Below are 23,857 nucleotides of genomic sequence, written 5' to 3'. Positions count from 1 at the left end.
GATTTTCTTGTCAGTCTTCACCTACGCCGCGCAGCAGACGGCGGATATAGAGCCAGAGCATCAGGGCGATGAAGGGCACCGATAGGCTCAGGCCCGCTTCCATCAGGTGGCGGTGTTCTTCATTTTCGACCAGGTTGCGCAGCGTACGGTCAATCAGGTCAAAGGCGTAATAGGTCACCACGATAATGGAGAAGCTTTCCAGCTTGGCCTGCAGCCGCAGCTGTTCGCCGGCCCGCTTGCTGAGGCTGGAGAGCATGTCGCGGTTCTGCTGCTCGACCGACAAGTCCACCTGGGATCGCACCAGCTGGGTGGTACGGGCCAGCCGGCGAGAGAGCTGCTCTATGCGCAGGCCGGCGGTGCGGCAGGTACGGGTGGCGGGGTCCAGCCGGCGATCCATAAACTGTTCCACGGTCTGGCGGCCTTCTATGCGGGTTTCGCGCAGTTCGCCAATCCGTTTGTTCACCAGCGCGAAATAGGCATCCGCCGCCGAGAAGCGGTTGGAGGTTTTTGCCGACAGTGCTTCCAGCCGCTCCGCAAGATTCATCAGTTGATGCAGCAGCACAGAGGGCTCTTCGAGCGCGACCCGGGTCGAGAGGTCGACCAGCTCGGCTTCAAGCTGGTTGATCACCGGCACCACTTCGTTCGCCAGTGGCAGCGCCAGCAGCGCGACATGGCGATAGGTTTCTATTTCGCAGATGCGCTGCAGCAAACGTCCGGCCTGCTGTAGCTGCAGGCCGCGGTCTTCTACCAGTACCCGTACCATGCCGCTGTCTTCACGGGGGTAAAAGTCGGTCCACATCTGGCCGACGCCAGACATCACCATGGAGCTATTGACCTGATAGTCACCGAAGTGCCGATTCAGCCAGGCATCTTCATCGGCATTTGCCTGATGGGTGCGGAACAGGATCTCGGCACCGCAGAGAAAGCTGCCCGGCACGCACGCCAGCCATTCGTCCGGCAGCTGTGGCAGTTCCTGTGTGTTCAGTGCGGTCAGTGTCAGGGTGTAAAATTCGTGGTGAGCTTCAAAACGCAGTGCCAGGTCGGCATTCTCGGCCTGCCAGAACCGCGACTTGCCGGTGGTCTCCTTCAGCCCCAGCATATCGCCGAGCCGGAGCACGCTTTGCTGTATTTCCTTCAGCGGGGCGCCGTCATACACCACCGCAATATGCCGCATTCCGAGCGGGGCCTGCAGCTTCTGAAATGGTCGGGCATGAACCTCTGCGATGATCTGCTCACGCAACGGGTGACTGCGCATTGACTCTCCTTTATGTCTGTCAGTCATGATCCGGCTAATTTACCAGATTTTTTTGGTGTGCCCCATTTTCCGCTGTGCTTCCTGTTTCTACAGAGTGGTCTGATCCGCCAGCTAAAGCGGCGGCTACGGAGTAGTTCGGGTGTTGCGGTTTGTTTCTGCAGGCCACGCAGGAACCGACAGGAGGACAAAGGGATCTGCTCAGCCGACCATCACATGACAGGGATGTCATGTGTTGAGCGTACATGGGGCGAGCTTGTCTCGCCGTGACGAGTTGTATCAGCCTGACCGAACATCCGGTGAATGTTCGCAGCAGGCTGATACAGTGAGTGGCAGGTCTCGAGGCGAGTCGGCGGAGCGGGCCCTTTGTCCTCTTGTTTCCCCTTTACCCCATGGTCAGGGCCAGTTCGTCCGGGTAGCCGCGTTCGCGGGCCAGGCGTATGGCTTCCTGCTCTACCTCGGCGGCATCCTGGCTTTCGGTGAGGGCAAGACTCGGTGACAGGGGTTGTTCGTCCATCTCCAGCCAGCCCAGTTCGGCCAGCCGGCCGACGATGCGGTCGGCGGCGGTCAGCGCCGAGCTGGCCTTCACGATTTCTACCCGCGCATAGTGATTGCCCTCAAACGACACGTCCGCCGCCCGCAACGAAGGGTCACTGCCCGGAATCTGCTGGGCACCGAACAGCGGCTTGCCGCCGACCTGTGCTTTGCCAAAGGCGGGCAGCAGGCGGGCCAGGTGGGCGATGGCGTCCTGGGTGCGGACTTCTATGTCCGGCGTTTGCCAGCCGTTGTCCAGCTGGGCCACATAAGGTTGGGGCAGCCGGGGCTGGGCGCTAAGGTCGCAGCTGGCGGCCAGGCCGCCCTTGAACAGGGTGATGCCGTCGGTCATGCCGTGCAGCTGAAACACGCCGTTCGGATAGGGGGTCAGCTGGGCCATGCCGTTGGGCGTGCCGCGCTGGCCGTGAAAAATCACCTCCGGCCAGTCGCCGCTCGTCTGCCAGCGGGCCACGTAGGCGGCCTTGTACTCCACCAACCGCTGTCGGCGATAACCGGCCATGTCGTCCACCAGCCCGGTACGAAAGCCGCAGGCATTGACCAGAAAGTCCACCTTGAACGGCTGTTCCTGCCCGTCCTGGTTAGTGCCGTGAATGGTCCAGCCGTCCGGCCATTGCTCCAGTCTGGTGGCCCGGGTATGAAAATGCAGCTCGCAGCTCGGCGCGGTGTTCAGCGCCAGGGTGGCGGTGGCCGCCATGCGAAACAGGCTCCAGCCGTATTCCTGCACCAGAATAAGCGGAAACTTCAATGTAGCCGGGTCCAGATGGTGGGCCAGCGGCGTCAGCCAGTCGTCCTGACACTCGGCATGTGCCGGCATGGGGCGAGTGGCCAGCGCCTCGAACTGCTCGCGGCTGTAGCAGCGATAATACTGGTCCGGTTCGCCCAGCACCTTGTTGGCCGGGTCTTCGTCCACCAGCCGTTGATATTCCTGCGCCACCTGTTTCAGCCGGGGCAACAAGGCCTCGGCATCGCCCGGATCGGTTATCGGGGTGGCGATGACGGTGGGGCGGCGGTTGATGCTGTTGGGGTAGGCGCGCACCGAGGCGATGGACTGGCGCAGCAGGGTCAGGCACTGCTGGTCGCTGATTTCCCGGTACAGGTTGCCGCCCGCGTGCAGGTGGCAGATGGGCGGGCCGTTTACCAGGCCGCTGCTGGCCTCGATAAGCAGGGTCTGAATGCCCATGTCCGCCAGTCGCAACGCCACGGTGGCACCGGCGATACCGCCGCCCAGAATGCCGACTTTAAGCGGGCGCTGGGCGGAGGTATGGCAAATATTCGCGTTCATTTTTTCTCGGTCAGGATGCTGATGGTTCATGGCCTGGCGCAGCAGAACGGCCCTGGGGCCGGCTGCGCCGCTATCTTATCCCTTCCGTGGGGGTAAATCATGATTCAATGATGACGCAGGGCTAGGCCTGATGGGCATGCAGCTCGTTCAGCATGTCGCCAATCAGCGCCAGCCGGCTCTTGGCATCGTCACTGGGAATGGCGAAGCGCAACTTGGTGGGCCCCTCCATCTTGTAGATGCGCGGCTGGCTCTGCAACAGGCTCACCAGATACATGGGGTCCACCTTGGCATCTTGCGCAAAGGCGATGCTGCCACCGTTGGCACTGGCGTCGATTTTGTCGATGCCCAGCAGGTTGGCCTTGAGCTTGAGTCCGGCCAGCGCCACCAGGTTCTTGCCCGGCTCCGGCAGCAGGCCGAAGCGGTCAATCAGCTCTACCTGCAGCTCGCGCAGGGCGGCCTCGTCTTCGGCGGCGGCGATGCGCTTGTACATGGACAACCGCATGTTCACGTCCGGAATGTAGTCGTCCGGCAGCAGGGCGGGCAGGCGCAGCTCTATTTCGGTTTGTGCGCGCAGCAGCTGATCCAGCGCCGGCTCCTTGCCCGATTGCAGCGCCTTCACCGCCTGCTCCAGCATCTCCATATAGAGGCTGAAACCGATGGCGGTGATCTGACCGGTCTGTTCGTCGCCCAGCAGCTCGCCGGCGCCGCGAATTTCCAGGTCATGGGTGGCCAGGGCAAAGCCGGCGCCCAGGTCTTCCAATGCGGCAATGGCTTCCAGTCGCTTTTTGGCGTCCGTGGTCATGCGCTTGGGGTGGGGCGTCAGCAGATAGGCATAGGCCTGATGGTGGGAACGCCCCACCCGGCCGCGCAACTGGTGCAACTGGGCCAGACCCAGCTTGTCGGCCCTGTCCATGATGATGGTGTTGGCGCTGGGTACGTCGATGCCGGTCTCTATGATGGTCGAGCACAAGAGCACGTTGAAGCGCTGATGGTAGAAGTCGGACATCACCTGTTCCAGTTCGCGCTCGCGCATCTGGCCGTGGGCGATGCCGATGCGGGCCTCGGGCACCAGGGCGCGCAGGGCGTCGGCACTGTTCTCTATGGTCTGCACCTCGTTGTGCAGGTAATAGACCTGGCCGCCGCGCTTGAGCTCGCGCAGTATGGCCTCGCGGATGGTAGCCGGGTCCGACTCGCGCACGAAGGTCTTTACCGCCAGCCGTTTGGCGGGCGGGGTGGCGATGATGGACAGGTCACGCATGCCGCCCATGGCCATGTTCAGGGTACGGGGAATCGGGGTGGCGGTCAGGGTCAGAATGTCCACGTCGACGCGCAGGGCCTTGATCTGATCCTTCTGCCGAACGCCGAAGCGGTGCTCTTCGTCCACGATAAGCAGGCCGAGATCCTTGAAACGCACATCCTGGCTCAGCAGTTTATGAGTCCCGATCACAATATCTATGCTGCCGTCGGTCAGGCCGGTGAGCACCTTGTCCTGCTCTTTGCCGGTCTTGAAGCGGCTGATGATGTCTACCTGCACCGGCCAGTTGGCGAAACGGTCGCGAAAGTTGTCGTAATGCTGCTGGGCCAGCAATGTGGTGGGCACCAGTACCGCCACTTGCTTGCCGCCATGCACGGCCACAAAGGCGGCGCGCATGGCCACTTCGGTCTTGCCAAAGCCCACGTCGCCACACACCAGCCGGTCCATCGCCTTGGGTTGGGTCATGTCTGTGAGCACGGCGTTGATGGAGGTGAGCTGATCGTCGGTTTCTTCAAACGGAAAGGCGTCGGCAAACTGGCGATAGGCCACCTTGTCGTGAACGATGGCCTGGCCCGGCTGGGCGGCCCGACGGGCGTATACATCCAGCAACTCGGCGGCCACGTCACGCACCTTTTCCGCCGCCTTACGTTTGGCTTTGGCCCAGGTGTCGTTGCCAAGCCGGTTGAGATTGGGATCGTCGGCGCCGCTGTAGCGGCCCACCAGATGCAGGGCGGTGACCGGCACATAGAGCTTGTCGCCACCGGCGTATTCCAGGGTCAGGTATTCGGACTTGAGCCCGCCCGCGTCCAGGGTTTGCAGCCCGGTGTAGCGGCCTACGCCGTGATCCAGATGCACCACCGGCTGACCGATGGACAGCTCCGCCAGGTTGCGGATCAGGGTGTCCGGACTCAGGCTGGCGGACTTTTCCCGCCGCCGGCGCTGTATGACCCGGCCGCCGAGCAGGTCGCCTTCGCAAATCAGCGCCAGCTTGTCGTCGAGAATAAAGCCCTGAGACAGGGGGCCGACCAGCAGACCAATCGGGTCTTTGCCGGCCAGAAAATGTGAGAAGTTATCACAGGGCCAGGGCTTGATTGAGCTGCCCGCCAGCAGCTCGCTCAGCGCCTCGCGCCGACCGGCACTTTCGACCGAGAACAGGATGCGGCCTTTGAAGTTTTCGCAAAAGCTCAGCAGCCGGGCCAGAGGCTCGATTTTCTGGTGCTCTACTTCAAGCGTGGGCAGGGCGCTGATAGGCGCGTTTTGCCGCTCGCCTTTTTCCAGCACCGGGGTAGCGCTCAGTTGCAGCCGGGGCCACTTGTTGAGCTGGTGCAAGAGGGCGTCGGGCTTGAGGTAAAGCTCGTCCGGGGACAGCAGCGGGCGCAGCTGGTCGTGGCGCCGGTCTTCATAGCGGCTCTGTACATCCTGCCAGAAGACGTCGGCGGCTTCGTTCAGCTCGCCGACACCCAGTACCAGCAGTTGCTCGGGTAGCGAGTCGAACAGGGTCTGGATTTGCTCGAAGAACAGCGGAAAGTAGTGCTCGATACCGGGCGGGAACTGGCTCTGGCTCACGCGGTGATAAAGCGACTCCGGCTCGTTGCGCAGGGCGAAGCGTTCCCGGTACTGGCCACGAAAGCGCTCGATGGCGGCGTCGTCGGTAGGGAATTCCCGCGCCGGCAGCAGCCGCACCTGCTTCACCTTGTCGCTGGATCGCTGGGTGTCGGGGTCGAAGGGGCGCAGGGTGTCGATTTCGTCATCGAAAAAGTCGATGCGCACGGGCTCGTTCGCTCCCATGGGGTACAGATCCAGCAGGGCGCCCCGGGCGGCAAACTCACCGTGCTCCAGCACCTGCTCCACCGCTCGGTAACCGGCGCGCTCCAGCCGGCTGCGCAGGGCGTGCAGGTCCAGTTTGTCGCCGGTGTTCAGCAGCAGGCTGTTCTGCTCCAGCCAGTCGCGCGGCGGGGTGCGCAGCATCAGGGTGGTGATGGGCGCAATCAGCAGGCCGCGCTTGAGCGCCGGCAACCCATACAGGGTCTCTAGCCGCTGGGAGATGATGTCCTGATGGGGCGAAAACTGATCGTAGGGCAGGGTTTCCCAGTCCGGAAACAGCGCTACCGGTGTCTCGTCGGCCAGCAGGTGGCGTACTTCCTGCTCCAGGCGCAGGGCCGTGGGAGTATCGGGAACCACCAGCAGCACCAGCTGTTGCTGTTGTCTGACCTGTTCGGCGATGGCCAGCGCCAGGCTGCTGCCAATCAGCTGGCCCAGGCTGGCTCTGGGGCGGGGAGTGGGGCTGGGAATTTGTATCATGGGCGTGATGCATCGTCCTGTTGGGCGCGGCGTTCGGCACGGGCCTTGAGTTGTTTGGCCTGCAGCTGCAGGCTGGCGCGGATCAGGGCATTATTGGTATCGATGTGAGTCACTTCACTGATAAGCTTGAACGGCGCGGGTATTTCGGCCTCCAGGGCGTCCGCATCGGGCACTGTTTCGCCATCAGTCAGGGGGATCAGGTTAACCTGATCCTGGTAGTCGATGCTGAAATAAGGGGCTGCCATCATTCGCTGCTCTTGTTGCGCCATTCACATGCCTTTATTATTCCGCAACTTGCGGGTGACGTAAAACCCTTTAAAAAACGGAAGATTACACCATGTTTCAACCCCTGACGCTGATGTTGGGTTTACGCTATGCCGGGGCCCGGGGGCGACGCAGCTTCGCGTCCTTTGTTTCCGGCTTTTCCACCATCGGTATTCTGCTGGGTGTGACCGCCCTGATTTTGGTGTCGGCGGTGATGAACGGCTTCGAGCAACAGATGAAAGATCACATGCTCGGTGTTATTCCCCATGCCATTGTGACCAACGACCAGCGCCGACTGGACGAGCCGGACCAGTACCGGGAATTGTTTGCTCCCGATTCGGTGGTGACCGCCGCCACGCCCTTTATCAGTGCCGAGGCCATGGTGCAGGGCCCGGGTCATCTGACCGGGGTCGAGCTCTACGGCCTGGATCCGGCCAATAACCAGGATAAATTGCTGCAGGGGCTGGATCCGCGCACCCGGGAATATTTCGAATATCTGCCTTATGGCCTGGTGATGGGCGCGGGTGTGGCCCGAAGCCTTGGCGTGGTGCCTGGCGATCAGGTGCGGGTAACGGTGACCGAGGGCAGCCGATTCACACCCCTGGGTCGGGTGCCGAGCCAGCGACTCTTTACTCTGGTGGGCACCTTCAGTACCGGTAACGACGTAGACCGGCAGCTGGTGCTGGCCCGGCTCGACGATGCGGCCCGCCTGCTGCGCTATGCGCCGGGTCAGGCCTCCGGCCTGCGTCTGTGGCTGACCGACCCCTTCGAGCTGTCACGGCTGCCGGCCCTGCCACAAGGGCTGAAATACGAAACCTGGCAGCAGAGCCGGGGTGAGCTGTTTCAGGCGGTGGCAATGGAGAAACGGTTGATGAGCCTGATGCTGGCGCTGATCATCCTGGTGGCGGCCTTCAATATTCTGTCGGCCATGGTGATGGTGGTGACCGACAAGGAAGCCGAAATCGCCATGCTGCAAACCCTGGGCCTGAGCCGTTACCGGGTGATGGCGGTGTTCATGATCCAGGGCGGTTTCAGCGGCGTGCTGGGCAGCCTGCTGGGCTTTGCTCTGGGCCTGCTGCTGAGCCTGAATCTGGACGGGGTGCTTAACCTGATGGGCATCAACTTTTATTCCGCCGCCGGGGGCAACCAGCTGCCGGTGTTACTGTTGCCGGGGCAACTGATCATGGTGTTGTTTTCCACTTTATTACTGTGCGTTCTGGCCAGCCTTTATCCGGCCTGGCGGGCGTCACGGGTTCATCCAGCCGAGGCTTTGCGTTATGAATAACCCCCTGTTAGTGGTCGAGAATCTGGGTAAAACCCATCAGGACGGGGCGCAACCGGTCACCATACTGGATGGCATCAGCCTTCAACTTTCCGCCGGCGAAAGCCTGGCGGTGGTGGGCAGTTCCGGCTCGGGAAAGAGTACCCTGCTGCATCTGCTCGGCAGCCTGGATGCCCCGACCCATGGCCGGGTGCTGGTGGAAGGGGAAGACCTGCACCAGATGTCGGCCCGCAGCCAGGCCCGGTTTCGTAACCAGAAATTGGGCTTTGTCTATCAATTTCATCACCTGCTGGGCGAGTTCAGCGCCCTGGAAAACGCCGCCATGCCCTTGCTGATTGCCGGTCGGCCGGTAAGCGAGGCCAAAGAGCAGGCCGAAGCCCTGCTCCGGCGGGTGGGGCTGGGTCACCGGCTGGATCACCGACCCTCGGCCCTGTCTGGCGGTGAGCGCCAGCGGGTGGCCATCGCCCGGGCCCTGGTCAACAAGACCCCCGGCTAGGTGCTGGCCGATGAGCCTACCGGTAACCTGGACGCCCACAGACGCCGCCGAGGTGTTTGCGCTGCTGGCCGAATTGCAAAGCGAGCTGGGCACCGGCCTGGTGGTGGTGACCCACGATCTGGCGCTGGCCGCCCGGCTCGACCGACAATGCCGGCTGGTAGATGGCCGCTTGGTGGACGGCGGCCTGGTTGATAGCCGACAGCAGGAGCAAGGCTGATGTTTCGTCCGTTAAGTGTCTTTCTGGGCTGGCGTTTCAGCCGGGCCCGGCGGCGCAACCGCTTTATTTCCTTTATTTCGGTGGCCTCGATTCTGGGCATCGCCATCGGGGTCAGTGCGCTGATCCTGGGGTTGTCGGCGATGAACGGCTTCGAACGCGAGCTGGAAAACCGCATCCTGTCGGTGCTGCCTCACGGCCAGCTTCATACCGCCGAGGGGCCGGTCGAAGGCTGGCGCGACATGGTCAGCGAGATGGAGGCCGCACCCGGCATACTGGCGGTGTCGCCCTATGTGCCGCTGGAAGGGCTGCTCAGCAGGGGCGACAAGCTGAAGGCGGTGCAACTGCAGGGCGTGGTGCCGGAGCTTGAGTCGAAAGTATCGGAGCTGACGCCCTACCTCGGCGGCGCCAGCCTGAATGTGCTGGTTCCTGGTGAGCGGGGGCTGATCCTCGGCAAGGCCATCGCCGAGCAGCTGGAGCTGGAGGTAGGCGACCGGGTGTCCTTGCTGCTGCCCTCGCCGGGCAGTCAGGGCTTTGGCTCGCCCCGGCGGCACAGTTTTACTCTGGAGGGAGTGGTGAGCATCGGCGGTCAGCTCGACACCGTGCTGGGCTATACCCATCTGCAGGATGCCCAGGAGCTGAAAGAGCTGGGTGATACTATCTCCGGCTTTCATTTGCGGGTGAATGAGGTGCTGGCAGCCGACCGCCTGACCATGAATGCGGGCATGGGCCTGCCGGCGCCGTTTTATGTGAGCAGCTGGATGGAAAGCCAGGGCAATGTTTATAGAGACATACAGCTGGTGCGCACCCTGATGATAGTGGTGCTGCTGCTGGTGATGGCGGTGGCCAGCTTCAACATCGTCTCGACCCTGGTGATGGCGGTGAACGAGAAAAAAGGCGATATCGCCATCCTCAAGACCATGGGGGCGGGGCCCTGGCAGATCCGCGGTGCCTTCATGGTGCAGGGCCTGCTTAACGGCGTAACCGGCGTGCTGATCGGCGGCGCCCTGGGGCTACTGCTGGCGACCCGGTTGTCCGAGCTGGTGGCGGGTCTGGAACGCCTGACCGGGCATCAGTTCCTGAACCCGGAGGTGTATTTCATCGACTTCATTCCCACCGAGTTTCACTGGGCGGATTTATGGCTGGTGACCGGTTCGGCGTTGGTGCTGATTTTTATCGCCACCCTTTATCCGGCCTGGCGCGCGGGCAAGCTGCTGCCAAGGCAGTTGCTGGGAGAAGCTTAAAAGCAGCTTTAAGCGATAAGCTGTAAGAAATGAGTGATATGCAGTAACTCCACCCCGACCCTCCCCTTGCGTTGCACCCCGCTGTTGTTCTGACAGACCGGGGTTAAGGGGAGGGAGTACACAGAGTTAGGCTGATCACCAGAGCCGAATTGCTCCTCCCCCTTGGCAGCGGCGTGACAGGCATAACAGCGGATATTCACCAGGGGGAGGCGGGGTGTTGTTGCTTATTGTTCCCGCCGTTTTTCTCGCCGTAGTTTCCAGGCCAGTTGTACCTTCCAGCGCCAGCCCAGTCGGGTGATTATCCAGCCCAGCAGGGCGCAACTCAGCCCCATCAGCAGGGTGCCGGTCAGCAGGGGGATCGCCATGGCCAGGGCCTCTTGCTCCAGTGAGCCGTTGAACACCAGTTCGGGGGTATCCAGCAACCGGGCGCCGAGCCGGTAGGCGAAGTAAAACATCGGTGCCAGGGTGAGCGGGTTGTTGACCCACACCATGGCGATGGCCAGCGGCAGGTAGCCGCGAAACTGCACGGCCAGACCAATGGCCACCAGGGTATGCATGGGCAGGGGCATCCAGGCGGCAAAGAGACCGGCGGCCACCGCCACGGCGGCAGAATGGCGGTTGCAGCACCAGTAGTCGGGATCGAGCAGGCGTTCGCCGAACAGGGCCAGTATGCGATGCTGACGCAGGGTGTCCTGGCTTGGCATCCGGTCTCGCAACCACTGGCGCAGCATCAGCGGTGACGCCTGCGCAGTTTCCAGCGGCGCGACACCGTCCAGCGCCAGAGCCCGTGGATCACCATGAAGCCGGTCGCCGAACTGACCAGGGCCATGACCCCGCAGCCCAGCAGTAAAGAGGGTCCGGCTGTGGTCATGGCGCTGCTTAGCCAGCTCAGGCTTAGTTCGAAGTGTTTGTATTGCTGGGGCCTGTCGAGCAGAAAAGAGCCGAGCCGATAGGCAAAATAGAACATCGGCGGCATGGTCAGCGGGTTGCTTATCCAGACCAGCACCGCCGACAGCGGCAGGTTGACCCTGAAGGTCATGGCCAGCACGGCGGCCAGCACCATCTGAAAGGGGATGGGCAGCCAGGCACAACACAGACCGACGGCAAAGGCGCCGGCGGCCGAATGCCGATTGAGATGCCACAGGTTATTGTCGTGCAGTCTGCTGCCAAGCAGGCTCAGGTACTTGTGGTTTTTAATGGTGCCCGGATCGGGCATCAGGCGTTTTAACGTCTTTTTTGGCATCTGTTCCAGGTCCGCAATACTTATCGGATGGATAAGCGGCTGTTCTTTTTCTGCTTCGGCATATCAACCATCATGATCTGGCCCTGGCTTCCCGCCTGGGACTGGTGGTTGCCACTGGTTTGTCTGGGCTGCTTGTGCTGGCGGCCAAGGCCGGCGATGGCCTGCCTGTTGTTCGGGTTGGTCTGGGCGCTGTGTTACAGCCACTGGCAACTGAGTTGGCTGCACTCTCCCGACTTGTTCCAGCGCAGCCAGCTTGTCGCCGGTACGGTAGACAGTGTTCAGCACCGGGAGCGTGGCGCAAGTAGGCTGATTGTCAGTCTGAAAAGCCTGAATGGTCAAGCACTTTCCCCCCGGCCGCGGGTGCTGCTGTCCTGGTATGGCCCGGACGAGATGCCGGCCGTCGGGGATAATATTCAGTCGATCAGTCGGTTACAGCCAGCCCACAGTCTGCATAACCCGGGCAGCTTCAACAGTGCACGCTGGCTGCTGGGGCAGGGGATCACGGCCCGTGGCTATCTGACCGGCACCCTGGGACACCAGGCCGCCGATGCATCAAACCGTACCCGGCTGGCACGACATATCGGGACCATGACGGCCGACTTGCCTGGCCGGCGCTGGCTGCTGGCCCTGAGTGTGGGGGATCGCAGCGGGCTGAAGCAGGCAGACTGGGATATGTTGCGTGGTCTGGGGGTGAGCCATCTATTTGCCATCTCCGGCCTGCATATCGGGCTGGTGGCGGGGCTGGGGCTGCTGGCCGGGCGCCTGAGTGGCAGTCGGCTACTGGCCGCTGTGGTGGCGGGAGGGCTGGCACTGGGGTATGCCTGGCTGGCGGGTTTTTCGGTGCCCACCCAGCGGGCGCTGCTGATGTTGCTGCTGTGGCTGGGCTTGTTTTGCTGGGGACGCTTCTGGAGCGGCCGACGCCTGTTATTGCTGACCATGACGCTGCTGCTGGCGGTCATGCCCTGGCTGGCGCTGGATCTGGGGTTCTGGCTGTCGGTGCTGGCGGTGGCCGCCCTGCTGGTGAGTGCCGGCTGGCTTGAGGGACGCAGCCTGTGGCGATTGCAGCTGGGGTTGAGTCTGCTGTTGCTGCCGCTGATTATCCTGCTGTTCGGCGGCATCAGCTGGCTGTCGTTGCCGGTCAACATGCTGTTGATCCCTTTGTTTTCGCTGCTGCTGATCCCGCTGTTGCTGCTGGCCTGTCTGCTGTTGCTGCCGGCACCCGGGATTGCCATGGCGGTGCTGGTATTGCTGAACGCCCTGTTCGAGCCCTTGATGAATGGGCTGCACTGGCTGAATGACAGCCTGTCGCCCTGGCAGGCTTTGTCGGCCCGGGCCCAGGGGCTTTGGCTGTTGCTGTTTTTGCTGTCGCTTGCCGGGCTGTTACCCAGGGCGCGCTGGCTGATGGCGCTGGGCATGTATCTGGTCTTGCTGCAACCGGGCGTACTTCAACCGATCCTGCTTAAACAAGGGCCACAGCCCCGCTGGGAGGTGCGGATACTGGATGTGGGGCAGGGGCTCTCGGTACTGGTGACCCAGGGCCGGCGGGCGCTGCTCTATGACACCGGCAACCGCTTCGACTCGGGTTTCAACATGGCCGACGGGGTGATACTGCCGCTGCTGACCCGACTGGGCATCGACGAGCTCGACTATCTGGTGGTCAGTCACGACGACCGGGATCATAGCGGAAACCGGGAATATCTGGCCGCGACTCTGCCGGTGCACTTTCGACGGGGTGTCTGGCCGGACGGGCTGCATTGTCGTGCGGGGCAAGTGGAAGTTTGGGGGATACTGACGATGCGGGCACTGTGGCCGGTCACCCCGAGTGGCCATCGCAACAACGACTCCTGTGTGCTGCATATAGGGGATGGCACAGTGTCTTTGCTGCTGACCGGAGACATAGAAGCCAAGGCCGAGCAGGGCCTGCTGGCTTTGGGTCAGCCGGTGGGGGCCCAGCTGTTGCTGAGCCCCCATCATGGCAGTCGCAGCTCTTCCAGCGACGCCTTTATCCGGGCGGTGGCACCGGACTGGGTGGTGCATACCGCCGGTTTTGCCAATCGCTGGGGCTTTCCGTCTTCCGAGGTGGTGGCCCGCTTCAACCGCCAGGGGGTGACCCAGTTGATCACGGGAGATCATGGCATGGTGCACCTGGTCTCAGACGGTCACCGCTGGCGGCTGCTGCAGTCCCGGCGGCCCGGCCCCTGGTATCATCGGCTCAATGCCTGGTTGACGACTGGCGGGAGACCCAGTAAGCCGTTAGAATAGCGCCTCGTTTTTCAAGGCAGAGACTTTATGTCCCAAGATGACCACTCCTCTTCCTGGCCCGTGCTCAAGCGGTTGCTGGGGTATGTGAAGGAGCGCAAACTCGGTCTGGTGGCCGCCATTATCGGCATGGCGGGCTATGCGGCCGTCGATACCACCTTTGTCTATTCCATCAAGCCACTGATCGATGAAGGACTCACCGGTCAGGATCCCAACGTGCTGAAATGGATGCCGCTGTTTGTTATCGGCATCGTATTTCTGCGCGGTGTCTGTACCTTTTTGTCTGGCTATTGCATGGCCTGGGTCGGCAACCATGTGGTGATGTCGCTGCAGCAGCAGGTGTTCGGCAAGCTGATGGCGATGCCGGTGGCCTTTTTCGATCGCAATAACAGCGGCAACCTGCTGTCCAAGGTGACCTACGACGCCTCTCAGGTGTCGTCGGCGGCAAGCTCGACCCTGGTGACCCTGGTGCGCGAAGGCGCCACCGTGATCGGCCTGCTGGGGCTGATGTTCTATCATTCCTGGCAGCTGTCGCTGATCTTCTTCGCGGTCGGTCCCGTAGTCGGGGTCATGATAGCGGTGATCAGCCGTCGTTTTCGTCGCCTCAGTCGCGGCATGCAGGATGCGATGGGCAACATCACCAGCAGCACGGAGCAGATGCTGAAAGGCCATAAAGAAGTGCTGATGTTCAACGGCCAGAAGGTGGAGTCGGGTCGTTTTCACCGGGTCAGCAATGCGGTGCGCCAGCAGAACATGAAGATGGTGGCGGCAGACTCCATCGGTACCCCTCTGGTACAGGTGATTGCCTCCAGCGCCCTGGCCATCCTCTTGTATGTCTCTACCTTCGACAACATTCAGGACCAACTGACCCCCGGCACTTTTACCGTCATCGTCACCTCCATGATGATGCTGATGCGCCCGCTCAAGAGCCTGACCCAGGTCAATGCCTCCTATCAGCGCGGTATCGCCGCCTGTCAGAGTCTGTTCGGCCTGATCGATAGCGAAGGAGAGAAGGATCAGGGCACCCGGCCTCTGGACCGGGCCCGTGGCCAGATCGAATTTGACCGGGTCGGCTTTACCTATCCCACCAAGGAAAATGCGGCGCTGAAGGACGTGAGTTTCACACTTGAGCCCGGCAAGACCATAGCACTGGTCGGTCGCTCCGGCTCCGGCAAGAGCACCATCGCCAGCCTGCTGACCCGTTTCTACGATATCGATGCCGGCGAAATCCGCCTCGACGGCGTGGACCTGCGCGAGTACAAATTGAGCGATTTGCGCCGTCAGTTTGCGCTGGTGTCCCAGCAGGTACATCTGTTCAACGACACCATCGCCAACAATATCGCCTATGCGGCCGAAGGCAAATACAGCCGGGAGCAAATTATCGCGGCGGCCAAGGTGGCCTATGCGGATGAATTCATCAACAAGCTGGAACAGGGGTACGACACCATTATCGGCGAAAACGGTGCCAGCCTGTCCGGTGGTCAGCGTCAGCGTGTCGCCATCGCTCGGGCCCTGCTGCGCAATGCGCCGTTGTTGATCCTGGATGAGGCGACTTCGGCGCTGGACACCGAGTCTGAGCGCCATATTCAGGCGGCGCTGGACGCCCTGCGCAAAGACAGAACCGCGCTGGTGATTGCCCATCGCCTGTCTACCATCGAAAACGCCGACGAAATCCTGGTGATCGACGAAGGCCGGGTGGTGGAGCGGGGCTCTCACCTCGAGCTGCTTGAGCGCCAGGGCGTGTATGCCCAGCTCAGAAGCATTCAGTACGGCGAGGGCTGATGCAGGCCTGGTACAAAACCGCCACCTGGCTGTGGTTGCTTGCCCCCGTGAGCGTGCTGTTTGCGCTGGTCAGCGGCCTGCGCCGCTGGCTGTTCAGGCGGGGGAGCAAGGCGGTGTACCGGGCGCCGGTGCCGGTGGTGGTGGTCGGTAACCTGACCGTGGGCGGCAACGGCAAGACACCGTTGGTTGTCTGGCTGGTAGAGTGGCTGCGCCGGCAGGGTTATACCCCCGGGGTGATCAGCCGCGGCTACGGCGGCAAAGCCGAGCAGTATCCGCTGTTGCTTGAGGCGAACACCGGGCCCGGGCAGGCCGGTGACGAGCCGGTGCTGATCCACAGGCGCACCGGCTGCCCCGTGGTCGTTGGCCCCAAACGGGGAGAGGCGGCGGCCCTGCTGGCGTCCCTGGGAGTTGATATCATCATCAGCGACGACGGCCTGCAGCATTACGCCCTGGCCCGGGACATCGAACTGGTGGTGGTGGATGGCAAGCGACGCTTCGGTAACGGCCACCTGCTGCCGATGGGCCCCCTGCGCGAGGGCTTGTGGCGGCTGGACCGGGTGGATGCGATTATCAATAATGGCGGCCCGGTCTATGCCGGAGAGTACCAGATGACGCTCGAACCCGGTGCCCTGCAAGCGGTCGGCGGCACACAGGCCACCCCCGAGCCGGGCGACCGCATTCATGCCCTGGCGGGCATCGGTCATCCGCCGCGTTTTTTTACGACCCTGGAGCAGTTGGGCTTTATACTGGAACAGCGGCTGGCGCTGGCCGATCACAAGGCGGTGACCCCTGAGCAACTCACCGGCTTGCAGTCGGCGCCGCTGCTGATTACCGAAAAAGACGCCGTCAAATGGCCGGGGGGTCATGACAATACCTGGTTTGTGCCGGTGGATGCCCGATTGCCCGCCGAATTCGAACAACTGCTTTTAACTCGACTCAAGGAGCTAGATCATGGCGATTGACGCCAAACTGGTGGAAATTATTGCCTGCCCGGTATGCAAGGGCAAGTTACAGCTGGACCGGACCCATAACGAACTGGTTTGCCGCTTCGATCGACTGGCTTATCCCATTACCGAAAATATTCCGGTACTGCTGGAAAATCGGGCCCGCAAACTGGACCTGGACGAGCTGCCCGCATGAGCTTCGTCGTGGTGATCCCCGCCCGTTTCAGTTCGACCCGTCTGCCCGGTAAGCCGCTGGCCGATATTCACGGCAAGCCGATGATTCTGCGAGTGGCGGAGCAGGCGCAACAGAGCGGCGCCGGCCGGGTCGTGGTGGCCACCGACGATGTTCGTATTCGCGATGCGCTGGCACACAGCGGCGTCGAGGTCTGCATGACCGGCGCCCATCATGAGTCCGGCACCGAACGCCTGGCCGAGGTGGTTGAACTGCTGGGGCTGGCGGCGGATGACATCGTCGTGAATGTGCAGGGTGACGAGCCGCTGCTGCCGCCGACTCTGGTAGATCAGGTGGCCGGCCTGCTGGCCGACAGCGATGCGCCCATGGCGACACTGGCCACCCCGCTTGAGCACGTAGCTCAGCTGACCGACCCCAATGTGGTCAAGGTGGTGCAGAGTGACGCCGGACGAGCACTGTATTTCAGCCGCTCCGCCATTCCCTTCGACCGGGATGGCATGGCCGACGGCACACCGGATTTGGGCCACTGCCGACGGCATATCGGCATCTATGCCTACCGGGCCGGTTTTATTCGCCGCTACCTGGCGTTGCCGGTCAGCCCGCTGGAGCAGCTGGAAAAACTGGAGCAGCTGCGAGTGCTCTGGCATGGCGAGTCGATAGCGCTGGCCGATGCCTGTGAGATACCGCCGCCGGGGGTTGATACCCCGGAGGATCTGGAAGCAGTACGTCGGCAGCTGGCTGTTCGCTGACGCCGGGCTCAGTCCGATAAGCAAAAAATTATGCAATAAAAGCGTTAACGGGGTACATTGCCCCGCAGTTATGGCGGCTAAGCGTCTCAAGAAAACGTTCGAGGAACTATATGATTACCCTGGGTGAATACATCATTAAGAATCAGGCTGAATACCCCAGCGCCAGCGGCGAGCTGTCGTCGCTGTTGTCGTCTATCCGTCGCGCCGCCAAGGTGGTGAACCGGGAAATCAACCGGGCCGGCCTTGTCACCGACATTATTGGTGGCAGCAATGGCAGTGAAAACGTGCAGGGTGAAACACAGCAGAAACTGGATGTGTTCGCCAATGACGTATTTAAAGCGGCATTGGAAGCCCGTGGCGAAGTCTGTGGCATTGCGTCTGAAGAAGAAGACCACTTTGTGGCCTTCGATGACAAGAGTCAGTGTAATGCCAAATACGTGGTGTTGATGGATCCGCTGGACGGCTCTTCCAACATCGACGTGAATGTGTCCATCGGTACCATTTTCTCCATCTACCGTCGCATCAGCGAGCCCGGTCAGCCGGTCGGTATCGAAGACTTCCTGCAGCCGGGCGTGAACCAGGTGGCCGCCGGCTACGTGGTGTACGGCTCTTCCACCATGCTGGTCTACACCACCGGTAACGGCGTGCACGGCTTTACCTACGACCCGACCCTGGGCTCCTTCTGCCTGTCTCACGAGAACATTCGTATTCCCGAGCAGGGCACCATCTACTCCATCAACGAAGGCAACTACATCAAGTTTCCGGAAGGGGTGAAGAAGTACCTGAAGTTCTGTCAGGAAAAAGATGCAGAAACCAGGCGCCCCTACAGCTCACGTTATATCGGCTCTCTGGTATCGGACTTCCATCGGAATATGCTCAAGGGCGGCATCTATATCTATCCGTCCGGCACCAGCAACCCCAAGGGCAAGCTGCGGTTACTGTATGAGTGTAACCCGCTGGCGTTCATGGCCGAGCAGGCCGGTGGCAAGGCGACCGATGGTTTCCGCCGTATCATGGAAATCAAGCCGACCGAGCTGCATCAGCGCACCCCCTACTTTGTGGGCTCGAGCAAGATGGTCGACAAGGCCGGTGAACTGATGGCTGAGTATTCCAGCCACGAAGCGGAATAAGCGAACACAAAGCGGTAAGCCGTCAGCGATAAGCTGTAAGTAAAATACAAAACACCGAACCCGACAGGTTCGGTGTTGTTGTTGTGGCTGTATGAAAATATCGGCGGCGTCGTCACATGCATATTGCACGAATGTAGTCGCGCGCTTTAGCCGCGAAAACCTGCGCAGCAGGTTCTGGTGCACGAGTTCTCATGCCACCGAATGGGTCTGTGGGTTTAACATTTAGAGCGGTACAGAAAAAACCTGAGTTGGGATATCGCAGCGCGATATTGCACAGCTAAAGCAGTGCCTACATTCGTGCAATATGCATACAACGCAGGCGCTGCGCTTTCTCTTCACCCTAAAAAAGCCGGCACTTGATGCCGGCTTTTTGCTGTTTAGCGGTAATGCTTAACGGCGGTTATTTCTCGACCTGAGATTTGAACTCACGCTCGGGTGCACCGGTGTACAGCTGGCGCGGACGACCGATTTTCTGCTTGGTATCGGACATCATCTCGTTCCAGTGTGACATCCAGCCCACGGTGCGCGCCAGGGCGAAGATCACGGTGAACATGGAGGTCGGAATACCGATGGCCTTCAGGATGATGCCTGAATAGAAATCGACGTTCGGGTACAGCTGGCGATCGACGAAGTAGGGGTCTGACAGCGCGATACGCTCCAGCTCCATGGCCACGTCCAGCAGCGGATCTTCGATTTTCAGATCGTCCAGCACTTCGTGACAGGTGTCGCGCATCACGGTGGCACGCGGGTCGAAGTTCTTGTAAACCCGGTGACCGAAGCCCATCAGACGGAAGGGGTCGTCCTTGTCCTTGGCGCGATCGATAAACTCGGGAATACGATCCACAGAGCCGATTTCTTCCAGCATCATCAGGCAAGCTTCGTTGGCACCCCCATGAGCGGGGCCCCACAGCGAGGCAATGCCGGCGGCGATACAGGCGAAGGGGTTGGCACCACTGGAGCCGGCCAGGCGCACGGTCGAGGTAGAAGCGTTCTGCTCGTGATCCGCATGCAGGGTGAAGATGCGGTCGATGGCGCGCTCGACGATGGGGTTGACCTTGTAGTCTTCGCACGGCACGGCAAACATCATCTGCAGGAAGTTGGCCGCATAGCTCAGGTCGTTACGCGGGTAAACGAACGGCTGGCCGATGGAATATTTGTAAGCCATGGCGGCGATGGTCGGCATCTTGGCAACCATGCGATGCGCGGCAATTTCCCGGTGTTCCTGGTTATTGATGTCCATCGGATCATGGTAGAAGGCCGACAGGCCGGCAATAACACCACAGACGATAGCCATGGGGTGAGCGTCACGGCGGTAGCCCTTGAAGAAGGACGACAGCTGCTCGTGTACCATGGTATGACGCATGATAAGGCGTTGGAACTGATCGAACTGCTTGGCGGTGGGCGCCTCTCCGTACAGCAGCAGGTAGCAGACTTCGAGGTAACTGGCGTTTTGGGCCAGTTGGTCGATGGGATAGCCGCGGTGCAGCAGTATGCCCTTGTCACCGTCGATATAGGTGATTTCGGACTGGCAGGACGCAGTGGCCATAAAACCGGGGTCGTAGGTGAAGTACCCATGTGAGCCCAGCGTGGTGATGTCAATCACATCATAACCAGCAGTGCCTGAGGCGATTGGAAGCTCAATGGGTTCCTTGCCGGGCAAGTGTAGAGTGGCCTTTTGGTCAGCCATAGCACGTCTCCTTCGCTTTCTTATAATAGGTCCACGGATAGGCATTTTTACATAGTTCAATTAAATATCTAACTACTATTGCCTCCCATGGTGCGGGCATATTGAAAACAGAACCGGGGGGTAATGTCAATTTTCCTCGACGCGGTGGACAAGGGGTTGACGTCGTTGTGCGATCGGCTTTACACATTTGGCAATTGCAGCAGACCCTTCATTGTAATTATTTTTCTCCTCCATATACTGGACCCCGAGGATATATGGTGCAGTTTTGGGTCTGTTGTAAATGTAATCACTGGTGTTCAGAACGCCCTCGGGCATCCGGATTTCCGTGCGCATTTTCTCTCATATCCCATTTCGTATATCCGGGCTTTATCCGTTAAAACAATAACTAACGTGCTCAATGGAGCTAGTGGGCAAGACCGTGACTAAAAAACAGAGACCTGTAAACCTCGACCTACGGACTATTCGCCAACCTGTCGCTGCAATCGCATCCATCCTGCACCGGGTTTCCGGTGTCATCACGCTGTTCGCACTTGCCATCCTGTTGTGGCTGCTGAGTTACTCGCTTTCTTCCGAAGACGGGTTTAAGGCAGTTGTGGATATTCTCGACGGTTTCTTCGTCGGCTTTATCCTCTGGGGTGTCCTGACTGCGCTGGCCTACCACATAGTAGGCGGCATTCGCCACCTCATTATGGACCTGGGCTACTGTGAAGAGCTGGAGTCGGGTGCGCTGAGCGCCAAGGTGGCGTTCGGTGTGACTATCGTGTTGTCACTGCTGGCGGGGGTAATGGTATGGTAACCAATTCTGCAACCTTTGGTCGCAGCGGCGTACACGACTTTATGTTGATGCGCGCGTCGGCCGTTATTCTGACCTTATACACCCTCTACCTGGTGGGTTTTATCGCCTTCAACGACATCACCTTCGATGTCTGGACGGGCTTCTTCGACAAGACCTTTACCAAGGTGTTTACGCTACTGGCGCTGTTCAGCATGCTGATGCACGGCTGGATTGGTGCCTGGCAGGTGCTGTCTGACTACGTCAAACCGGCCTTGTGGCGCGGTCTGGCCCAGTTTGGGATAGTGGTGTTACTGCTGGTTTATGTACTGACCGGTATCGTCGTACTGTGGGGTGTATAAGGTGACTATTACAATTCGCGAATTCGACGCCGTGGTGATCGGCGCCGGTGGAGCAGGCATGCGTGCCGCGCTACAAATAGCCGAGTCCGGCAAGAGCTGTGCGCTCTTGTCCAAGGTTTTTCCTACCCGTTCTCATACCGTATCCGCCCAGGGTGGTATTACGGTAGCGCTGGGTAATGCCCACGAGGACAACTGGGAATGGCACATGTACGATACGGTCAAGGGCTCCGATTACATCGGTGACCAGGACGCGATCGAATTCATGTGTCAGAGTGGCCCCGAAGCCATTCTCGAGCTGGAAAAAATGGGACTGCCCTTTTCTCGCTTCGACAACGGCAAGGTGTATCAGCGTCCCTTCGGCGGCCAGTCCAAGGCCTTCGGTGGTGAACAGGCGGCGCGTACCGCCGCGGCCTCCGACCGTACCGGTCATGCCCTGCTGCACACCCTCTATCAGCAAAATGTCAAGCACAAGACCACCGTCTTCTCCGAATGGTATGCGCTGGATCTGGTGAAAAACCAGGACGGCGACGTGGTGGGTTGTACCGCCATCGATATCGAAACCGGCGAGCTGGTGTACTTCAAGGCCAAGGCCACTATTCTGGCTACCGGCGGTGCCGGTCGGATCTTCCAGTCCACTACCAATGCACATATCAACACCGGTGACGGCGTGGGTATGGCCCTGCGTGCCGGCGTGCCGGTGCAGGACATGGAAATGTGGCAGTTCCACCCCACCGGCATCGCCGGCGCGGGTACCCTGGTGACCGAAGGTTGCCGCGGTGAAGGCGGTTATCTGCTGAACAAGGACGGCGAGCGCTTCATGGAGCGTTATGCGCCCAACGCCAAAGACCTGGCCGGTCGTGACGTGGTCGCCCGTTCCATGATGATCGAGATCCGCGAAGGCCGCGGCTGCGATGGCCCCTGGGGTCCGCACCTGAAGCTGAAACTGGATCACCTGGGCAAGGACGTACTCGAATCCCGTCTGCCTGGCATCTGCGAGCTGTCGCGCACCTTCGCTCACGTGGATCCGGTGGTAGAGCCGATTCCGGTTATTCCTACCTGTCACTACATGATGGGCGGCGTTCCGACCAACGTGAACGGCCAGGCGCTGACCACCGATGCCGATGGTAAAGATGTGCCGGTGAAAGGTCTGTTTGCGGTCGGCGAGATTGCCTGCGTATCGGTACACGGTGCCAACCGTCTGGGCGGTAACTCACTGCTGGATCTGGTGGTGTTCGGTCGCGCAGTGGGTCGCCACCTGACTGAAGCCCTGAACGAGCTGACCGATATCAAAGACGCTACCGATGCGGATATAGACGCGGCCATGGCCCGTTATAACCGTTGGGAAAATAATCGCGACGGCGAAGATCCGGCACAGATCAAGAAAGATCTGCAACAGTGCATGCAGCACAACTTCTCGGTATTCCGCGAAGGTGATGCCATGGCGTCCGGCCTGGCCGAGCTGAAGAAGATTCGTGAGCGCCTCAAAAACGCCCGTCTGGATGATACCAGCCGTGACTTCAATACCCAGCGTATCGAATGTCTGGAACTGGACAACCTGATGGAAACCGCTTACGCCACCGCCGTGGCCGCGAACTTCCGCACCGAAAGCCGTGGTGCTCACTCTCGTTTCGATTATCCGGAGCGTGATGACGAAAACTGGTTGTGTCATTCCCTGTACAGCCCGGAAACCGAGTCCATGAGCAGACGGTCCGTGAATATGTCACCGAATCTTCGTGACGCATTCCCGCCGAAAGCGCGGACTTACTAAGGGGAGGGGATAAAGATGCAAGTCACTATTTCAGTTTATCGTTACAACCCGGAAACCGATGCCAAGCCTTACATGAAAGACTATCGGCTGGACGTAGCCGAAGGTTCCGACATGATGGTGCTGGATGCCCTGCTGGCATTGAAAGAACAGGATCCGTCCTTGTCTTTCCGTCGTTCCTGTCGTGAAGGTGTCTGTGGCTCCGATGGCATGAACATGAACGGCAAGAACGGCCTGGCCTGTATTACGCCGCTGTCCGACTTGCTGGGCAAGGATAACAAGGTGGTGATTCGGCCACTGCCGGGCCTGCCGGTGGTGCGTGACCTGGTGATCGACATGAGCCAGTTCTACACCCAGTGGGAAAAGGTTAAACCCTTCCTGATTGCCGATGATAAATTACCGCCGGCACGGGAACACATGCAGTCACCGGAAGAACGCGCCAAGCTGGATGGACTGTACGAGTGCATTCTGTGCGCCTGCTGTTCAACGGCCTGTCCGTCTTTCTGGTGGAATCCGGACAAGTTTATCGGCCCGGCCGGTTTGCTGGCTGCCTACCGCTGGCTGGCCGACAGCCGCGACACCGCTGCCGACGAACGACTGTCCGAACTGGATGACGCTTTTAGCGTATTCCGCTGCCATGGCATCATGAACTGCGTGAATGTATGTCCCAAAGGCCTGAACCCCACCAAGGCCATTGGTCACATCAAGTCCATGCTGTTGAAACGGGCGGTTTAATCGTCCCAGCTAGATAATCCGCCGCCCGCGAGGGCGGCTTTGACTCGATGACCAGAACGACAGTAGCCCTGTCAAGACGTAACAAAGGGAT

At 60.5% G+C, this 23,857-nt stretch carries 19 protein-coding genes and 1 pseudogene; 13 read left to right on the top strand and 7 right to left on the bottom strand.

Annotated elements, in window-relative coordinates:
- Window positions 1-10 precede the first annotated feature (10 nt).
- From UN63_RS07175 to UN63_RS07160, 4 genes are all read right to left on the bottom strand, one after another.
- Window positions 11-1,255, bottom strand: coding sequence for a DUF3422 family protein (locus tag UN63_RS07175; protein WP_104486090.1), 1,245 nt, complete (start codon window positions 1,253-1,255; stop codon window positions 11-13).
- Between the two features lie 382 nt (window positions 1,256-1,637).
- Window positions 1,638-3,089 carry an FAD-dependent oxidoreductase gene (locus UN63_RS07170; protein ID WP_104486089.1) on the bottom strand — a complete coding sequence of 484 codons (1,452 nt, stop codon included), beginning with the start codon at window positions 3,087-3,089 and terminating at the stop codon, window positions 1,638-1,640.
- A 121-nt stretch (window positions 3,090-3,210) separates the two neighbouring features.
- Window positions 3,211-6,645 (bottom strand): transcription-repair coupling factor, encoded by a 3,435-nt coding sequence (mfd, locus tag UN63_RS07165; RefSeq protein ID WP_104486088.1) that lies wholly within the window; start codon window positions 6,643-6,645, stop codon window positions 3,211-3,213.
- Window positions 6,642-6,914, bottom strand: coding sequence for a hypothetical protein (locus UN63_RS07160; RefSeq protein ID WP_229793520.1), 273 nt, complete (start codon window positions 6,912-6,914; stop codon window positions 6,642-6,644). The genes mfd and UN63_RS07160 overlap by 4 nt, the downstream gene beginning before the upstream one ends.
- A 68-nt stretch (window positions 6,915-6,982) precedes the next feature.
- Between UN63_RS07160 and UN63_RS07155 the strand changes: the two genes are divergently transcribed.
- From UN63_RS07155 to lolE, 3 genes and pseudogenes are all read left to right on the top strand, one after another.
- The gene (locus UN63_RS07155; RefSeq protein ID WP_104486087.1) at window positions 6,983-8,194 is read left to right on the top strand and encodes a lipoprotein-releasing ABC transporter permease subunit; all 1,212 of its coding nucleotides are present in this window, start codon (window positions 6,983-6,985) and stop codon (window positions 8,192-8,194) included.
- Window positions 8,187-8,904, top strand: a pseudogene (locus tag UN63_RS07150) (ABC transporter ATP-binding protein). The gene UN63_RS07155 and the pseudogene UN63_RS07150 overlap by 8 nt, the downstream one beginning before the upstream one ends.
- Entirely contained in the window at window positions 8,904-10,145 is a 1,242-nt protein-coding gene (gene lolE, locus UN63_RS07145) for a lipoprotein-releasing ABC transporter permease subunit LolE (RefSeq protein WP_104486086.1), read from the top strand. Before UN63_RS07150 ends, lolE begins: the two are co-directional and overlap by 1 nt.
- Window positions 10,146-10,369: 224 nt before the next feature.
- Here the strand turns inward: lolE and UN63_RS07140 are convergent, their stop codons facing one another.
- Window positions 10,370-10,849, bottom strand: a complete 480-nt coding sequence (locus UN63_RS07140; protein WP_104486119.1) for a DUF2062 domain-containing protein — start codon at window positions 10,847-10,849, stop codon at window positions 10,370-10,372.
- 26 nt (window positions 10,850-10,875) lie between these two features.
- Window positions 10,876-11,388 (bottom strand): DUF2062 domain-containing protein, encoded by a 513-nt coding sequence (locus tag UN63_RS07135; protein WP_189618465.1) that lies wholly within the window; start codon window positions 11,386-11,388, stop codon window positions 10,876-10,878.
- 27 nt (window positions 11,389-11,415) lie between these two features.
- Between UN63_RS07135 and UN63_RS07130 the strand changes: the two genes are divergently transcribed.
- From UN63_RS07130 to fbp, 6 genes are all read left to right on the top strand, one after another.
- Entirely contained in the window at window positions 11,416-13,650 is a 2,235-nt protein-coding gene (locus UN63_RS07130) for a DNA internalization-related competence protein ComEC/Rec2 (RefSeq protein ID WP_104486084.1), read from the top strand.
- Between the two features lie 27 nt (window positions 13,651-13,677).
- Window positions 13,678-15,429, top strand: a complete 1,752-nt coding sequence (msbA, locus tag UN63_RS07125) for a lipid A ABC transporter ATP-binding protein/permease MsbA (protein ID WP_104486083.1) — start codon at window positions 13,678-13,680, stop codon at window positions 15,427-15,429.
- On the top strand, window positions 15,429-16,391 hold the full coding sequence (lpxK, locus tag UN63_RS07120; RefSeq protein WP_104486082.1) for a tetraacyldisaccharide 4'-kinase: 963 nt from the start codon (window positions 15,429-15,431) through the stop codon (window positions 16,389-16,391). Before msbA ends, lpxK begins: the two co-directional genes overlap by 1 nt.
- Window positions 16,381-16,569: a Trm112 family protein gene (locus UN63_RS07115; protein ID WP_104486081.1), complete on the top strand. Its 189-nt coding sequence runs from the start codon at window positions 16,381-16,383 to the stop codon at window positions 16,567-16,569. The genes lpxK and UN63_RS07115 overlap by 11 nt, the downstream gene beginning before the upstream one ends.
- On the top strand, window positions 16,566-17,315 hold the full coding sequence (gene kdsB / locus UN63_RS07110) for a 3-deoxy-manno-octulosonate cytidylyltransferase (RefSeq protein WP_104486080.1): 750 nt from the start codon (window positions 16,566-16,568) through the stop codon (window positions 17,313-17,315). Before UN63_RS07115 ends, kdsB begins: the two co-directional genes overlap by 4 nt.
- 110 nt (window positions 17,316-17,425) lie before the next feature.
- A complete protein-coding gene (gene fbp, locus UN63_RS07105; protein ID WP_104486079.1) occupies window positions 17,426-18,445 on the top strand; it encodes a class 1 fructose-bisphosphatase in 1,020 nt (339 codons plus the stop codon).
- A 400-nt stretch (window positions 18,446-18,845) separates the two neighbouring features.
- Here the strand turns inward: fbp and UN63_RS07100 are convergent, their stop codons facing one another.
- Window positions 18,846-20,132, bottom strand: a complete 1,287-nt coding sequence (locus UN63_RS07100) for a citrate synthase (RefSeq protein ID WP_104486078.1) — start codon at window positions 20,130-20,132, stop codon at window positions 18,846-18,848.
- 406 nt (window positions 20,133-20,538) lie between these two features.
- Between UN63_RS07100 and sdhC the strand changes: the two genes are divergently transcribed.
- The 4 genes from sdhC to UN63_RS07075 are packed head-to-tail and all read left to right on the top strand — an operon-like array spanning window position 20,539 to window position 23,766.
- Complete coding sequence (gene sdhC, locus UN63_RS07090) at window positions 20,539-20,928, top strand: succinate dehydrogenase cytochrome b556 subunit (RefSeq protein ID WP_244905168.1); 390 nt, start codon at window positions 20,539-20,541, stop codon at window positions 20,926-20,928.
- On the top strand, window positions 20,922-21,266 hold the full coding sequence (gene sdhD, locus UN63_RS07085) for a succinate dehydrogenase, hydrophobic membrane anchor protein (protein ID WP_104486075.1): 345 nt from the start codon (window positions 20,922-20,924) through the stop codon (window positions 21,264-21,266). The genes sdhC and sdhD overlap by 7 nt, the downstream gene beginning before the upstream one ends.
- Window position 21,267: 1 nt before the next feature.
- The gene (gene sdhA, locus UN63_RS07080) at window positions 21,268-23,034 is read left to right on the top strand and encodes a succinate dehydrogenase flavoprotein subunit (protein WP_104486074.1); all 1,767 of its coding nucleotides are present in this window, start codon (window positions 21,268-21,270) and stop codon (window positions 23,032-23,034) included.
- A gap of 15 nt (window positions 23,035-23,049) precedes the next feature.
- The gene (locus UN63_RS07075; RefSeq protein WP_104486073.1) at window positions 23,050-23,766 is read left to right on the top strand and encodes a succinate dehydrogenase iron-sulfur subunit; all 717 of its coding nucleotides are present in this window, start codon (window positions 23,050-23,052) and stop codon (window positions 23,764-23,766) included.
- Window positions 23,767-23,857 lie beyond the last annotated feature (91 nt).

The sequence above is a fragment of the Oceanisphaera arctica genome (genome assembly GCF_002936955.1).
Classification (GTDB): Bacteria; Pseudomonadota; Gammaproteobacteria; order Enterobacterales; family Aeromonadaceae; genus Oceanimonas; species Oceanimonas arctica.
This window is presented reverse-complemented; position numbering and strand designations above follow the sequence as displayed.